The sequence below is a fragment of the Rhodomicrobium udaipurense JA643 genome (assembly GCF_000636015.1).
Taxonomy (GTDB): Bacteria; Pseudomonadota; Alphaproteobacteria; order Rhizobiales; family Rhodomicrobiaceae; genus Rhodomicrobium; species Rhodomicrobium udaipurense.
In genome coordinates this window covers 15,835-31,441 of the sequence record NZ_JFZJ01000002.1, presented here as the reverse complement: position 1 = coordinate 31,441, position 15,607 = coordinate 15,835, and the positions used below count along the sequence as shown (strand labels likewise).

At 64.3% G+C, this 15,607-nt stretch carries 15 protein-coding genes; 10 read left to right on the top strand and 5 right to left on the bottom strand.

All coding sequences use genetic code 11. The features are described from left to right. Positions 1–63: 63 nt before the first annotated feature. Positions 64–3,516, bottom strand: coding sequence for an indolepyruvate ferredoxin oxidoreductase family protein (locus T281_RS00610; RefSeq protein ID WP_037232593.1), 3,453 nt, complete (start codon positions 3,514–3,516; stop codon positions 64–66). 270 nt (positions 3,517–3,786) lie between these two features. Here T281_RS00610 and T281_RS00605 point away from each other — a divergent pair, with 270 nt between their 5' ends. Then, positions 3,787–4,275 carry an Lrp/AsnC family transcriptional regulator gene (locus tag T281_RS00605; RefSeq protein ID WP_037232590.1) on the top strand — a complete coding sequence of 163 codons (489 nt, stop codon included), beginning with the start codon at positions 3,787–3,789 and terminating at the stop codon, positions 4,273–4,275. A gap of 6 nt (positions 4,276–4,281) precedes the next feature. On the opposite strand, the gene T281_RS18575 is transcribed toward T281_RS00605, so the two are convergent. The 4 genes from T281_RS18575 to T281_RS00585 form a co-directional block, all read right to left on the bottom strand. After that, positions 4,282–4,665 carry a hypothetical protein gene (locus T281_RS18575; protein WP_155954956.1) on the bottom strand — a complete coding sequence of 128 codons (384 nt, stop codon included), beginning with the start codon at positions 4,663–4,665 and terminating at the stop codon, positions 4,282–4,284. Positions 4,666–5,334: 669 nt separating this feature from the next. Continuing rightward, positions 5,335–5,730 carry a hypothetical protein gene (locus T281_RS00595; RefSeq protein WP_155954954.1) on the bottom strand — a complete coding sequence of 132 codons (396 nt, stop codon included), beginning with the start codon at positions 5,728–5,730 and terminating at the stop codon, positions 5,335–5,337. A 167-nt stretch (positions 5,731–5,897) separates the two neighbouring features. Then, positions 5,898–6,809 carry an NAD(P)/FAD-dependent oxidoreductase gene (locus T281_RS00590; RefSeq protein WP_037232587.1) on the bottom strand — a complete coding sequence of 304 codons (912 nt, stop codon included), beginning with the start codon at positions 6,807–6,809 and terminating at the stop codon, positions 5,898–5,900. Positions 6,810–6,851: 42 nt separating this feature from the next. Continuing rightward, positions 6,852–7,730 (bottom strand): ATP-binding protein, encoded by an 879-nt coding sequence (locus T281_RS00585; RefSeq protein WP_037232586.1) that lies wholly within the window; start codon positions 7,728–7,730, stop codon positions 6,852–6,854. Positions 7,731–7,928: 198 nt separating this feature from the next. Between T281_RS00585 and yajC the strand changes: the two genes are divergently transcribed. The 9 genes from yajC (at position 7,929) to pqqE (ending at position 15,598) form a co-directional block, all read left to right on the top strand. After that, the gene (gene yajC, locus T281_RS00580; RefSeq protein WP_037232580.1) at positions 7,929–8,318 is read left to right on the top strand and encodes a preprotein translocase subunit YajC; all 390 of its coding nucleotides are present in this window, start codon (positions 7,929–7,931) and stop codon (positions 8,316–8,318) included. 43 nt (positions 8,319–8,361) lie between these two features. Then, complete coding sequence (gene secD, locus T281_RS00575) at positions 8,362–10,008, top strand: protein translocase subunit SecD (RefSeq protein ID WP_037232577.1); 1,647 nt, start codon at positions 8,362–8,364, stop codon at positions 10,006–10,008. Positions 10,009–10,093: 85 nt separating this feature from the next. After that, positions 10,094–11,224, top strand: coding sequence for a protein translocase subunit SecF (gene secF, locus T281_RS00570; RefSeq protein ID WP_037232574.1), 1,131 nt, complete (start codon positions 10,094–10,096; stop codon positions 11,222–11,224). 14 nt (positions 11,225–11,238) lie between these two features. Then, positions 11,239–11,619: an Mth938-like domain-containing protein gene (locus T281_RS17255; protein WP_052036871.1), complete on the top strand. Its 381-nt coding sequence runs from the start codon at positions 11,239–11,241 to the stop codon at positions 11,617–11,619. Between the two features lie 5 nt (positions 11,620–11,624). Next, positions 11,625–12,485, top strand: coding sequence for a phytoene/squalene synthase family protein (locus T281_RS00560; RefSeq protein WP_037232572.1), 861 nt, complete (start codon positions 11,625–11,627; stop codon positions 12,483–12,485). 10 nt (positions 12,486–12,495) lie between these two features. Further along, positions 12,496–13,209, top strand: a complete 714-nt coding sequence (locus tag T281_RS00555; protein WP_037232569.1) for an ATP12 family chaperone protein — start codon at positions 12,496–12,498, stop codon at positions 13,207–13,209. Positions 13,210–13,419: 210 nt separating this feature from the next. Further along, complete coding sequence (gene pqqC, locus T281_RS00550; protein ID WP_037232566.1) at positions 13,420–14,205, top strand: pyrroloquinoline-quinone synthase PqqC; 786 nt, start codon at positions 13,420–13,422, stop codon at positions 14,203–14,205. A gap of 50 nt (positions 14,206–14,255) precedes the next feature. Beyond that, entirely contained in the window at positions 14,256–14,501 is a 246-nt protein-coding gene (gene pqqD / locus T281_RS00545) for a pyrroloquinoline quinone biosynthesis peptide chaperone PqqD (protein WP_338053288.1), read from the top strand. After that, positions 14,471–15,598, top strand: a complete 1,128-nt coding sequence (gene pqqE / locus T281_RS00540) for a pyrroloquinoline quinone biosynthesis protein PqqE (RefSeq protein WP_052036870.1) — start codon at positions 14,471–14,473, stop codon at positions 15,596–15,598. The genes pqqD and pqqE overlap by 31 nt, the downstream gene beginning before the upstream one ends. Positions 15,599–15,607: the final 9 nt, after the last annotated feature.

Sequence of the window (15,607 nt, the reverse complement as noted above, 5' to 3'; positions counted from 1 at the left end):
CCCGCTCTTGTTTTTCTATAATGAGGCGCTTGAGGGAGGCTTGCTGTCAACATGGCGGAACGGCTATTCGGCGGCCTTCCGCGTCTGTCCATCCGTTGCGAAAGCCGCCTCAAGCTCGGCGTAGCGGGCCGTTGCCTTCGCGATGTTGGCTTCCTTCACATGGCCGAAACCGCGGATGATGTCCGGCACGGCGGCATAGGCAGCGGCGAGCCCAAGATTGGCGCGTGTCAGCATCGGCAGAAGCCGCTCGACGCGCGCCTCGTAGTCGGCGAGAAGCGCGCGCTCCGCCTTGCGTTCGGCGAGCCGCGCAAACGGATCGAACCATGTGCCGCGAAGGCGCTTGCCTTTGGCGAGAACGCGCAGCACGGGCAGCATCCACGGCCCGAAGGTCATCTTTTTGAGCTGCCCGGTGTCGGGATCGCGGCGGCCGAAGATCGGCGGCGCGAGATTGAACTTGAGTTTCACGTCGCCGTCGAACTCGGCGCTGACCTGCTCCGCGAAGGCGCCGTCCGTGTAGAGCCGCGCGACTTCATATTCGTCCTTGATCGCCATCAGCCGGAAGAGGTTCTGCGCGACCGCGCGGGTCAGCGCCTCGCTTTGTGGCGCGACGGCGATTTCGCGCGCGCGCACCCGGTCCACAAACGCGAGATAGCGCGCGGCATACGCCACGTCCTGATAGGCGGCGAGTTCGGCGGCGCGAAGGCCGACGATGTCGTCGAGAGTTTCGGCGAGCTTCGGCGCGGGATTAAGCAGCGCCGCGATGCGGTCGGGCCGGAGCGCCGCCTCGCGGCCGAGCGCGAAGGCGCGCTTGTTCGCGTCGACGCTCGCGCCGTTCAATTCGATGGCGCGCAGAATCGCACCGCGTTCGAGTGGGATCAGCCCCTTCTGCCAGGCGAAACCCGTCAGCACCATGTTGGCGAAGATCGCGTCGCCGACGAGCGCGACCGCGATAGCCTGCGCCGGGCATTCGTGGACCGCGCGGGCGCGCTTCCCGAGCCGTGCTGTCATGGCGGGCACATCGAAGGCGACGGCGTTGTCGCGGACGAATTCGGCGGTCGGCGTGATGCGCGGATCGGCCACGACGGCGGTGCGCGCCTCACTCATCATCGGCAGGCCGTTCTTGCCGTGCGCGACGACGATATCGGCCGCCAGCACGAGATCGGCCTGCCCCGCACCGATGCGCGGGCTGAAAAGCTCCGTCTGCGGCTCGCCGATCCGCAGGTGCGAATAGACGCCGCCGCCCTTCTGCGCGAGGCCGATCTGATCCACGATTCGCACCTGACGGCTGTGGAGATGGGCAGCCATGCCGAGCATCGCGGCAAGCGAGGTGATGCCGAGGCCGCCGATGCCCGTCATCAAGATGTTGTAGCCATCCTCGGGGATCGCGGGCAGCGCGGGGTCGGGCATGTCGGGCGACGCGTGCGCCGCCTGTGCGCGTTTGCGCGTGCCGCCATAAACCGACACGAAACTCGGACAGAAGCCGTCGACGCAGGTCGCGTCCTGATTGCATGTAGATTGGTTGATTCTGCGCTTTCGGCCGAACTCGGTCTCGACCGGTTCGACCGAAAGGCAGTTTGAGGCGCGGGAGCAATCGCCGCAACCTTCGCAGACGCTTGTATTGATAAGCAATCGCCTATCCGATTGTTCCATAAGGCCGCGCTTGCGGCGACGGCGCTTCTCGGTGGCGCAAACCTGATCGTAGATGAGGACGCTCACGCCCGGCACGGAACGGAGCTCCTGCTGCACCGCATCGAGCCGCGAACGGTGGTCGAAACTCGTGCCCGAAGGAATCGCAGGGGCGCGTCGGTGACGGTCTGGATCGTCGCTCACGATGGCGATGCGCGACACGCCCTCGGCGCGCATTTGCGCCGCGATCTGCGGCACCGTCAACTGCCCGTCGACCGGCTGCCCGCCGGTCATGGCCACGGCGTCGTTATACAAGATCTTGTAGGTGACGTTCGCGCCCGCCGCGATGGCCTGCCGGATCGCGAGGCTGCCCGAGTGAAAATAGGTGCCGTCGCCGAGATTGGCGAAGACGTGAGTTTCCTCGGTGAAGGGCGCCTGCCCCACCCACAACACGCCCTCCCCACCCATCTGGGTGTAAACGTCGGTGTTGCGGTTCATCATGGTCGCGAGATAGTGGCACCCGATGCCCGCCATGCCACGGCTTCCGTCCGGCACTTTCGTCGAGGTCGAGTGCGGACATCCGGAACAGAAATACGGCGTGCGCAGATGGATCGGCGCGGCGGCGGCCTGTTGCGCGGCCTCCGCGAGGCGCGTCTCGGCGGCCTTCATGCGCGGCGTCTTCATCGCTTCAGGCAGAACGCGAAGGATCGCGCGCGTCACATGCGCGGTGTCGATGTCGAGCACGTCGCTTATCAGCGGGCGGTCGTCGAGGTCGCGCTTGCCGAGGATGCGCGGGCGGCGACCATCGGGCAGCCCGTAAAGCGCCGCGCGAAGCTGATGCTCGATCATGTCGCGTCGCTCTTCCACCACGAGCACGGTTTCGAGGCCGTTCGCAAACGCGCGAGCGCTGTGATCTTCCAGCGGCCAGACGAGGCCGATCTTGTACACGCGAAGGCCGAGGGCGGCCGCCTCGGCCTCGGAAAGGCCGAGATCGCGCAGCGCTTGGCGCACATGCAGATACGCCTTGCCCGAAGCCGCGATGCCGAAGCGGGCGGCGGAGCTGTCGATGGCGAGACGGTCGAAGCCGTTTTCGCGCGCGAAGGCCATCGCGGCGGGAAGGCGGAAATGGCGGTGGATTTCCTCCTGCTCGGGCGGCGTGCGGCCGAGCCTGGCATTTCGGCCACCCAGCGGTTCGGCCACGCCATAGGGTGCGAACGACCGGTAGCGCAGCGGATCGATGCGCACCGTGGCGCTTGCGTCCATCGTGTCGGAGATGGCTTTCAGGCCGACCCAAAGCCCCGCGAAACGCGAGAGGTCGAAGCCTTTAATGCCGAATTCGATGATTTCGGCGATGTCGGCTGGGCTGAGCACCGGAATTTCGGCGTCAGCGAAGGCGAAATCGCTCTGGTTCGGCAGCGTCGAGGATTTGCATGAGTGGTCGTCGCCCGCGAGCGCCAGCACGCCGCCGTTTTTCGCGGTGCCGAAGAAATTCGCGTGCTTGAAGGCGTCACCGGAGCGATCTACGCCCGGCCCCTTGCCGTACCAGATGCCGAACACGCCGTCATGACGCGCGCCGGGGAAAAGTGATGCCTGCTGGCTACCCCATACGGCCGTCGCCGCGAGTTCCTCGTTCACGCCCGGCTGGAAGACGATGTGGCTTTCGGCGAGCCGCTTCTTTTCCTGCCAAAGCTGCTTGTCGTAGATGCCGAGCGGAGAACCGCGATAGCCGGAGATAAAACCCGCTGTGTCGAGGCCCATGGCCACGTCGATCTGGCGGCGAAGAAGCGGAAGCCTGACAAGAGCCTGTACGCCCGTGACAAAGACTTGACCTTGATCGACGCGATACTTGTCGTCAAGGCTGATGGAGGGCGCAGACGCAAGTGTGTCCATTGGCTTCTCCCATGGTCGATTTACGAGTATCCCATGAGAGAACTGAAAAGACTTTGCAAAGTTCTGAGAGGCGTTGCGAGCGTCGCATTAAGGCTTTCACAAAGCGCGACTGAGAGCATAATTTATGCGCAATCGCGCGAGAGCCGGATCCGATCAGTGCGGCCTGATCGGATCCGGCTCTGAACTCATAGGGAGAGACCGTTTTACCGAATCGGATTGCCATGCAATCGGATCGGAACGGGCTCTAGACGCCGCAGAGGAGATGAATCCATGCCCGGCACCGCCGCTTATCCGCTCGATTCCGTCGACCGCACCATTCTCACGCTGCTTCAGGCCGACGCGTCGCTGTCCACGGCGGAAATCGCCGCCCGCGCGGGCGCTTCGCAATCGTCCGTGTGGCGGCGCATCGAGAAGCTGGAGGCGGCGGGTATCATCCAGCGGCGCGTCGCCATCCTCGACCGCAAGAAGCTCGGCCTCAACATGATGGTCTTCGCGCATGTGAAGCTTCAGGCGCACGGCCAGCGCACGTTGCCCGCCTTTGAGGACGCGATCCGGCGCTTTCCCGAGGTCGTCGAGTGCCACACGCTGCTCGGCGAGACGGACTATCTGCTGCGCGTTATCACGCGCGACACGGAATCGTACGAGACTTTCTTCCGCAAGCATCTGAGCCAGGTCGCGTCCGTGCAGTTCACGAACTCGTCCATGGCGATATCGGAAGTAAAAAGCACGACGGAGCTGCCGCTGTCGCTCTTGTGGTAGGGAGTTCTACTGCGGTTTTGGCGCGGGAGCCGGAAAGAGAGAAACCTTCAGCTTGTGCCCGGCCTGATGCTTTCCTTGTCTACCTTGAAAAAGAACTCGGAAAACAATCTCGCCTTCAAGCGGCTTTTCGACTTGACCGACAGTTACAACGACAACGCCGCCCTTTACTTTATTGGGGCAATTGAACTTGACCGGCTTGACCTCATCTTCACGGACGCTGAGTGTGACGCTTGGAACGTCCTGCAAGACTTCGACCTCGGGCTTTGCCGTTAGCATAGACCGACAGTTGGCGACTCCATAGACCGGGAAAAGATCGATGGATTCCCCGCTTTTGGCCGCGATCGACCAGTCCGCTGCGGTGGCCGATCCGACGGTTACCGCCAACGCCACAACAAGCCCGCCACCTTTCGCGGACGCCCTTATAAACATAAATCGCCTCTCAACTTACGGAATAAGAGTAATCTCATAATTGTTAGTATACTTTCGCTCCCCGTCTTTCGTATTGAAGGTAAGCCGGACTAGTAATTTCGACACACTGTAGTCGTCTATCGGCCCCGCTGTTACATAAAGTTTTCCGCCTGAAACCGGCTTTGCGCAATGTTGCTGCCGTGGAACCACTTGGGCTTCTTTAATGGAGACAGTAACTCCCGGAGGTCCATCGAGGATCTCGGCTGTAGGAGTAGATTTCAAAATCGATTTGCAGTCTGGAGCGTAGAAAAGGTCCGTGACCTCTATCGTTTCGTTGCTTTTCAGCGCGATAGCTATAAGGCGCTCTGCGCTCCCCGCTTGCTGAACGACCAATGACGCAGAAAAAACACCGAACAAACATGCCCGTGTATTCCTGAAGCCACGCATGATCTCAACCTCACGAAAGACTGTTTATATATTTTTATTTATTAATCCGTCCTCCAGCCAATCGTCAAGGCCAAGATAGGCACCGTTACAATTGTGACAGGGGGAGAGGAGATGATCCCTCGGGGAGTGTACAAGCCCACAGGTTCGCATACGCCGCCGGAGCTGCCGCTGTCGCTCTTGTGGTGAGGCAGCGGCAGCCCGCTATCACGGGAAAAGCTTGAGGTCGAATGTGTGCGCGGACTGGCGCGTGGCGTCCTTCGTCTTGTATTTCACGCGGAAGGTGAGCGGGCCGTCGAAGGGCTTCTCCACCTTGCCGACCTTGGCCACGATCACGCCGCCGTCGACCTTCTCCTTGCACTTGCCGCCGGGCGGCAGGATCTTGTCCGCACGAACCGAGAGCGTCAGTTCCGGCGCGCCTTGCAGCACTTCGATTTCGGGAACAGCGGTCAACAGCGACTTGCAGTCCTTCACGCCGTAAACCGGCATGATGTCGGAGGTTTCGTTGCTCTTGAGCGCGAGCGTCTTTTCGGCGGCGGAAGCGGCCATCGGGGCGGCGGCAAACAAGGCCAGCGCGGCGGCGGCCATGGAAATTCTGAGCATGGTAGTCCCTCTATGCTGTGGTGAGCGAAACTTGGGAACGGGAGCGCGTCATTCAACGCGTGGCGGTTCTTGAGGCGGCTTAATTCTTGTTTATCCCAGCGTGTCCGTAAGCGGACGAAAACGCGCCCGAATTGCGGCACAACGCCGATAAAGGCACGGCGCGCAAGTCAGCAACGATTGTGGATGTGTGTCGCGACGCGCGCGGCCTGCCCCATGCCGACCACGATCTGATTGAGCCCTTCGGTCACGTCGCCCGCCGCGTAAAGCCCCGGCACGGTCGTCTCCGCATGCGCGGCCACCTTGAGCGCGCCCGCCTCGTTGACGTCCGCGCCTACCCCTGTGGCCAGGCCGGAGCGATAATCGCAGCCGATGGCGGAGTAAACGATGTCGAACCGATGGACCGCGCCATCGTACCCCAGCGCCTCGATGCCGTCGCCGCTGCGGGCAAGGGAGCGGATCGGCACCGGCACGAAATCGATGTCGTGTTCGGCGAGCGCGCTGCGTTCGGGGTGCTCGGGCGATAGCGGCTCGTCGAGTGAAAGCAGCGTGACATCGGCGCCCCATGTGCGCGCGATGAACTTCGCCTCGCCCAATCCGCACGCGCCGCGCCCGATGACGCCGACGCGCTTGCCCCTCGCCTCATAGCCATCGCAGATCGGGCAATAGCGCACGAGACCGGAGAGAACCGCCGCGTCCACGTGGGCAAGCCTCGGCGGAATGTCCACGACGCCGCTCGCGAGCAGCACAAAACGTGCGCGAAGCGTCCGCTCGCCGCCGTTAGCGTCGCGGAAGCCGACCGTAAAACCATCGCCATCGCTTGCAAGCGCTGTCGCCTCGCCGGACAGGATACGCGCGCCATAGGTCTCGGCGTGATCGCGTGCGCGGCGCAACATCTCCACCCCGCCGATGCCTTGCGCGAAAAACGGCACATTGTGGCTTTCGGGGATAAGCGCGGCGCGCGCCTCGCCCTTGTCGATGACGACGAACCGCCGCTCGAAGCGCGCGAGATACAGCGCCGCCGTCAGCCCCGCGGGGCCGCCACCGACCACGATGCAATCGAGTTTTTCAGTGTTCTCCATAAAAATGGAAAAGCGCCGACGCCTGCGTGGTTCCGCCGTGTGTCAATCTTTGAGCGTCTGCCCGAGCCGCCCCGCCAGATCCTGCACGAACTGCCAGGCCACGCGGCCCGAGCGCGAACCGCGCGTCATCGCCCATTCGAGCGCCTGCGCCTTCAGATCCTCCGGCGCGATCTTCAGCCCGTGATGCGCCACGTAGCCTTCCACCATCGCGAGATAATCGGCCTGCGAGCAGTTGTGGAAGCCGAGCCACAGCCCGAATCGATCCGACAGCGAAACCTTCTCCTCCACCGCCTCGCCCTGATGGATGGCGGTCGAGCGTTCGTTTTCCACCATCTCGCGCGCCATCAGGTGGCGACGGTTCGACGTGGCATAGAACAGCACGTTCTGCGGGCGCCCCTCGACGCCACCCTCAAGCACCGCCTTCAGCGACTTGTAGGCCGTATCGTCAGCATCGAAGGAAAGGTCGTCGCAGAACACGATGAAGCGATGCGGGCTTTCGCGCATGTGCGACAGGCAGCGCGGCAGGCTCTCGATGTCCTCGCGGTGGATCTCCACAAGCTTCAGCGCCGACGCGTCCTTGGCTGCATGCTTCGCGGCAACTTCCGCATGCACCGCCTTCACGAGCGAGCTTTTGCCCATGCCGCGCGCGCCCCAGAGCAGCGCATTGTTGGCGGGAAGCCCGCGCGCGAAATTCTCCGTATTGTCGAGCAGCTTGTCGCGCACGCGGTCGACACTCTTGAGAAGCGCGATGGGCGTGCGGTTCACATGCGGAACGGCGAGGAAGCGGCCGCCCTCCGCCTGCCAGACGAACGCATCCGCCGCCACGAAGGTCTCTTTGCGCTCCTCCGGCGGAGCAAGGCGTTCCAGCGCCTCGGCGATGCGGGTTAGGAGGGGTTCCAGCGAATGCGGTGTTTCGGGCATGGTGAAAGTCGCGGTTGTGGATGAAAAAAGCGCAAGGTCGGCGCGCCGATGTGGAAGAACGCGAAACTATGCGCTATTAAGCCACGGACGCAACAGCGCAGAAGTTGCCATATCAGCGCGAGCCATTATAAGAAAGCCACGTTCTTCTGCGCGAAAGACTCGCGCCCGTTCTTTTCCGCACATCACGGAGTCCTCTCGATGATCTCTCCCGCATACGCCCAAGCGCCAGGCGCCGGAGCCGGCGATATTTTCGGCATGCTGTTCCCGCTCATCCTCGTCTTCGTCATCTTCTATCTGCTGGTGTTTCGTCCGCAGCAGAAGCGCATGAAGGAGCATCAGGCGATGCTTGATGCGGTGAAGCGCGGCGACACGGTCGTGACGGCGGGCGGCATCATCGGCAAGGTGATGCGGATCGGCACCGATGGCGAGTTGAAGATCGAAATCGCCGATGGCGTGCAGGTGCGCGTGCTGAAGTCCACGATCACCGACGTTCGCGGCAAGGGCGAGCCTGTAAAGGGCGACGCGTCGAAGGACAAGGAAGAATCGCCCGCCGAATCCGGGGCGAACGGCGACAAGACGGCTGCGTAAGCGCGCAGCCTGAGTACGCAGCGCATCAAGGGGAACAGGGTCGATGAGCGCATTCACGTTGCATTTTTCGCGCTGGGGCGCGGTGGCGACGATTCTCATATCCGTCGCGTCGGTGATCTTCGCGCTGCCGAACGTGATACCGCTCTCGACCTATGAGAGCCTGCCCTCATGGGCGCAGCTTCCCCGCATGCCGCTCGGCCTCGACCTTCGCGGCGGCACGCACCTTCTGTACCAGATCGACACCGCCCAGCTCAAGAAGGACTGGCTGCAATCCATCCAGACCGAATCGCGCCGGTCTCTCAGCGAAGCGCGCGTCGCCCATTCGGGCGTGGTCATCGCTGGCAATCAGGTGCGCGTGAACCTGCGCGACCCGGCGAATACCGACGCCGCGCTGACGAAGCTCAAGACTTTGGCGCAGCCGCTTTCCACGTCGCTGCTGACGAGTTCCGGCGGCGATACAGGAATGGACGTCGCCGTGCAGTCCACGCAGCCGGGCGTCATCACGCTTGAGCCGACGCAGGCAGGCATCCAGCGCCGCATCGAAAACGCGATCTCGCGCTCCATCGAAGTCATCCGCCGCCGCGTCGACCCGCAGGGCACAACCGAAGCGACCATTCAGGCGCAGGGCGGCGCAAACGGCAAGGATCGCATCCTCATCCAGGTGCCGGGCCTCGCACCCGACGAAGTGAAGTCCCGCGTCGGCACCACTGCAAAACTCACCTTCCAGCTTGTCGATTCGTCGATGTCGGCGGAAGACGCGAAAGACCATGGCGTGCCGCCGGATTCCCAGCTGCTGCCGGATCAGGAGCGGCCGGGCCAGTTCGTGCTCGTCCATAAGGAAGTGATCGTTTCGGGCGACGACCTCGTAAACGCCTATGCGGGCTATGACAGCCGCGCGGGCGGCATCGGCGAGCGCGCGGTCGATTTCGAGTTCAACAGCCGTGGCGCGGCGGCGTTCGCGCGTGTCACCCGCGAAAATATCGGCCGCCCCTTCGCCATCATCCTCGACGGCAAGGTAATCTCGGCCCCCGTCATCCGCTCCGAAATTCCGGGCGGTCGCGGCCAGATCACGGGCAATTTCGGCGTCGAGGAAACGAACCGCCTCGCGCTGCTGCTGCGTTCCGGCGCGCTTCCTGCCGCGCTGTCCATCATCGAGGAACGCTCCGTCGGCCCAAGCCTCGGCGCGGACTCCATCGACGCGGGCTCCATCGCCGCCGCTGTCGGCTTCCTGGCGGTCTCGCTGTTCATGATCTCGGCCTACGGGCTGTTCGGCGTATTCTCCGTGATCGCGCTGGCCGTCAACATCGCCATCATCATGGCCTGCCTTTCGCTGTTCCACGCAACGCTGACCATGCCGGGCATCGCCGGTATCGTGCTGACCATGGGCGTCGCGGTGGATGCGAACGTGCTCATTTACGAGCGCATACGCGAGGAACTGCGAACCGGGCGTGGCATGATTTCGGCCATTGAGGCGGGCTTCGACCGCGCCTACGCGACCATCATCGACTCGCATTTGACCGCCCTTCTCGCCGCGCTGATCCTCTACGCTTTCGGGTCTGGCACGGTGAAGGGCTTCGCGGTCACGCTGTCTTTCGGCATCGTGAGTTCGCTGTTCACCGCGATCACGCTGACGCGTCTGATGGTGTCGACATGGCTGCGCCAGACGCGCCCGACCGTCCTTCACATCTAGAGGGTCGCGCACGACACTCTAGTTTCTTATTGTCGAGCAACGCCGCACCGGACGCGGCCTGCTCTAGCGCCGAACGAGCCAAGCCATGCTGCTGAAACCGCTGTTCCGCCTCCCGCAGAAGACGAACTTCCACTTCGTCAAATACTTCAAGGTCTGCTTCGCGCTGTCGATCATCGGCATCGTCGGCACGGTCGTGCTTCTGTTCATCCAAGGGCTGAACTTCGGCATTGACTTCAAGGGCGGCACGCTGATGCAGGTGCAGACGCCCACCGCCGCCGAAGCAGCCAAGCTGCGCACGACGCTGACTGAAATCGGCGTCGGCGAGATCCAGATCCAGAATTTCGGCAAGGACGACGAGCTTCTGATCCGCTTCCCGGAGCAGGAAGGCGGACCGGAGGCGCAGAAGGTCGCGGCCGACAAGGTCCTGGCCGCGCTCCCGCAAGGAACGAAGGAACTCCGCCGCGAGCAGGTCGGCAGCACCGTCTCGAAGGAACTCATCAACTCGGCGATCTGGGCGCTGGTTCTCGCCAATCTCGGCATTTTCGCCTATGTGTGGTTCCGCTTCGAGTGGCAGTTCGCGCTCGGCGCCATCATCGCGCTCATCCATGACGTGATGATCACCATCGGACTGTGGTCGCTGTTCGGGCTCGACTTCGACCTCACCATTGTCGCGGCCCTGCTCACCATCCTCGGCTACTCGATCAACGATACCGTCGTCATCTACGACCGTATCCGCGAGAATTTGCGCCGCTACAAGAAGATGCCGCTCCCGCAGTTGCTCGACCTGTCGGTGAACGAGACGATGTCGCGCACGATCATGACCGTGGCCACCGTGCTCATGGCGCTGATCCCGCTCTACATCTTCGGCGGCGAGGTCATCCGCGGCTTCACCTTCGCGATGATCTTCGGCACGCTGATCGGCACATACTCCTCGGTTTACATCGCCGCGCCGTTCCTGATCCTCATCGGCGTCAAGCGCGACTGGAGCGGCGTCGAGAAGGCGGGCGCGAAGCCCGGCGTTCCCGGCGCGAAGCCCGCCAAGTCCGCTTCGTCCCGCCCCGAAAATCGCCCGGCCATCGAGACGAGCGAAGCCGACGCGTTCGAGCCGACGGATACGCCTGAAGTTGAAACTCCGGCGCCCGCGCGGGTCGCCACAAAGCCATCCGGTTACCGTCCGCCTGCGGGACGCAAGGCCGGACGCGGCAAGCGCCGCTGACGGGAGCGCGGCCAATGAGCAGTTCCCTGACACGCCTTGGCCCGCGCGCACCTGTCTCGCTGACGCCGGGGGGCACGCTTCAATTCGCGGGCAAGATCCGCGATGCGGCGCTCCTCGTCTCGACCGCCGAAGTCTTCGCGTGGACGGCGCCCGAAGACTCGCGGGAGGCGGATATCCTCCGCTTCCTCGATACGTGCGAAACGCCCGGCGACTTCCTCCTCTACGGCACCGGCGCAAGCCTGCGCTTCGCCTCCCCTGCCTTCGCGCGCCAGATCGAAAAGCGCGGCCTCGGCCTCGAAACGATGGACACCGCGGCGGCCTGCCGCACCTACAATGTGCTCATCGCCGAGCGTCGCCGCTTCACCGCCGCGCTGCTTCCGATCCCGAGAGACTGACCCGCATGTCGCCAGCCGCCGACACGCGCGCCGACGACCTGAGCGCGGCGGAACTCGTCCGCACGCGCGACCGCGACCGCTACTGGAGCGCGCTGTTCGCGCCCGATGCGGCCCGCCCCGCGCTTCTCGCTCTCTACGCCTTCAACGCGGAGTTGAACCACGTGCTTGCGGTCGCGCGCGAGCCGCTGCCCGGGCAGATCCGCCTCAAATGGTGGCGAGATGCGATCGAGTCCGCCGCCACGGGCGAGAAAACCGGCAATCCCATCGCCGATGCGCTTAACGCCGCCGTTACCGCGCATAACCTGCCCCGCGAGCGCCTAATCGCCATGGTCGACGCGCGCGTGCCCGAACTATTCGGCGATAGCCCCGCCGACAATGCGGAGTTCATAGCTCTGGTTGAAGACTCCCAAGGCGCGCTGTTCGAACTCGCCGCCGCAGCGCTCGGCGACCGAAGCGACACCACGAAAGCCGCCGCCCGCGAGGCCGGCCTGGCGCTCGGCATCCTCGAAACAGTGCGTGCGCTGCCATCCTCCGTCGCGCGCGGTCGCCTGCCCCTGCCGCTTGCGCTCCTTGAAGCGAAGGGCGTCGATTTCGAAGCCATGGGGCGCGGTGAAGTCAGCCCCGAACTCCGGGCCGCGCTCGCCGACTTGCGCGCCGACGCAGCAGCCGCCCTTCAGCGTTTTCGCGAGAAGCAGGCGCACATCGCGCCGCACGCGCGCGCGGCCTTCCTTCCTCTGGCGCTCGTCGAGCCCTATCTTCAGGCGATGGCCGCGCCGAGCTTTCATCCCTTGCGGGACAGCGTCACGCTCAACCCGCTGGGCCGGTTCTGGCGCATCTGGCGCGCGGCGCGCCGCAACAAACTCTGACGGACGAACGATGACCGCATCCGAACAGAAGACCCTCAAACGCTTTTATAAAGACGCCACCGTCGCCGAGCACGACGGCGCGTTCCAGATCCATCTCGATGGGCGCACCATAAAGACGCCCGCCGGCCGCGCGCTCGCCGTGCCGACTCGGGCCCTCGCCGACGCCATCGCCGGGGAATGGAACGAGCAAGGCGAGATCATCGCGCCGCACAGCCTGTTCCTCACGCGGCTTGCGAACAGCGCCGCCGACGCGGTCGCGCCGCGCGAAGCCGAGGTCGTCGACGAAATCACGTCCTTCGCCGCGAGCGACCTTCTGTGCTACCGCGCGCCATTTCCCGCCGCGCTCGCCGCCCGGCAGGCCGAGCTTTGGAACCCGGTGCTCGCCTTCATCCGCGAGAAATATGGCGCGACGTTCGAGGTGGCCGAGGGCGTCGGCCATGTCGCGCAGCCGCCCGCGTCGATCGAAGCCATTCGCAACGTCGTCGCCGCCTACGGCCCGTTCCGGCTCGCCGCACTGCACATGATGACGACGCTCACGGGATCGGCACTGCTCGCGCTCGCCCATGTGGATGGGTTCCTCGATCTGGCGGCGACGTGGGCAGCGGCGCATGTCGATGAGGCGTGGCAGGCCGCGCAATGGGGCCAGGATTTTGACGCCGCCGAGCGCCTGAAGCGCCGCTCCGACGATTTCGACAAGGCGTCGCGCTTCTTCGCGCTCGCGTAAGGGCATGATCGGCAAAGGTGCTTTGATCCCATCGAAAAGCACCTGATCGCAAACGCAAGCGAAGGCCAGACACAGCCCTCCAAAGTCGCACCGCGATGGCACCAAGTCGCCGCAGCGGGTTTATGCCAACCGAGCGCCACTGCGCGGGCAGCGGCGGAGGCTGACTCGCGGAGGTCTGAACGTGGCACTTACCGGCATGGCATCCGAACCATGAGCGCGGCTGAACTCATCGCGGCAAGCGCGACCGCACCCGCTCTCGATACGACGGTTCCCGCAGCCGGGTTATCGCCGGACGGCCTTGAAGCGCTGCTCCGCGAAATCGGCGCGCGCCGCTATCACAATCTGCACCCGTTTCACAAGCTGCTGCATGGCGGCAAGCTCTCGAAGCCGCAGGTGCAGGCGTGGGCGTTGAACCGCTATTATTATCAGGCGACGATCCCACGGAAGGATGCGGCGCTGATGTCGAAGATGACCGACCGCGCGACGCGCCTCGAATGGCGGCATCGCTATTTCGATCACGACGGCATCGGCGACGACGAGGGCGGCATCGTGCGCTGGCTTCGCCTGACGGACGCTCTGGGCCTGCCCCGCGATTATGTCGAGTCCACGCGCGGCATCATTCCGGGCACGCGCTTCGCCTGCGACGCCTATCTCAATTTCGTGCGCGAGAAGACGCTACTCGAAGGCATCGCGTCCTCGCTCACCGAACTCTTTGCGCCCGGCATCCACTCGGAGCGCATCTCCGGCATGCTCGCGAATTTCGATTTCATCGACGACGCTATGATGGGCTACTTCACGCGCCGCCTCGGCCAAGCCCCGCGCGACGTCGATTTCGCGCTGACTTATGTGAAGGCGCACGCGCGGACGGCGGAAGCGCAGCAGGCGGTTGCGGACGCGCTCCTGTTCAAGACGCAGGTGCTCTGGGCGCAACTCGATGCGCTGCATTTCGCCTATGTCGAGCCGGGTCTGATCGCGCCTGGAGCTTTCCGTCCATGATTTGCGAGCTGCGCGAGCGAGCTGTCGTATCGGCGCGCAGCGCGCCAAAAATGCCGAGGCATGTGCGCCTGCGGTTCGATCCGGTGCGCGGGCGACACGCTGTGCTCGCGCCGGAGCGGGTCTACTGGCCGGACGACATCGCCGTCGACATTCTGAAGCTCTGCGACGGCGAGCGAACCATTGCCGCCATGTCTGCGACGCTCGCCGCCGAGTACGCCGCACCCGTCGAGACCATCGAAGCCGATGTGCTGGAGTTCATACAGGGATGGATGGATTTGCGCCTGCTGACGCTGTGACGGCCAACGCCGCCGCGCGCGCCGGGCCGCCGCTCGGACTGCTCGCGGAGCTGACGCATCGCTGCCCGCTGCAATGCCCCTATTGCTCGAACCCGCTGAACCTCTTGAAGGCGGCGGATGAACTCGACACGCGCGGTTGGCTTTCCGCGTTCGAGCAGGCGGCGGATCTCGGCGTTCTTCAGGTGCACCTGTCGGGCGGCGAGCCGACGCTTCGGGCGGACCTCGAAGACTTCGTCGCGGCGCTCTCGGCGCGCGGCGTCTACACGAACCTCATCACGGCTGGCGTAACGCTGACCCGCGAACGCGTGGCGCGGCTTGCCGATTGCGGTCTCGATCATGTGCAACTCAGCCTTCAGGCGCTCGACGCCGAGATGTCCGACCGCATCGGCAATCACACGGGAAGCCTCGCAAAGAAGCTTGAGGTGGCGCGATGGGTGCGCGAGGCGGGCCTTCCGCTGACGCTCAACGCGCCGACGCACCGCCACAATATCGGGCAGGCGGCCGCGTTGATCGAGCTTGCGCTCGAACTCGACGCCGACCGGCTCGAAATCGCGCATGTGCAATATTACGGCTGGGCGGCGAAGAACCGCGCGGCGCTGGTGCCGGATTATGACGCCGTCCTCGAAGAAGCCGCCATCGTCGGCGAAGCGCGCGAGCGGTTGAAGGGCGTGCTCAGCATCGACTACGTGACGCCCGACACCTACGCGCAATTCCCGAAGCCGTGCATGGGCGGCTGGGCGAAGGACGTCATCACCATCACGCCTTCCGGCAAGGTTCTGCCGTGCCACGCCGTCGAAAGCCTTCCCCTGCCCTTCGACACGGTGAGCGACAAGCCGCTCGCTGAAATCTGGTATGACGGCGCGGCATTCAACCGCTTTCGCGGCGATGAGTGGATGAAGGAGCCGTGCCGCTCCTGCCCGCGCAAGACGGTCGATTTCGGTGGGTGCCGGTGTCAGGCGTTCGCGCTCACGGGCGACGCCGAAGCCACGGACCCAGCGTGCAGCCTCTCGCCTCATCACGGGCTGATGGCCGGGTTTGCCGAGGTGAGCGCCGCCGCCCCGCCGACCTTCGTTTACCGGCGGATCGGGCGCAGCTAACCGCAAACT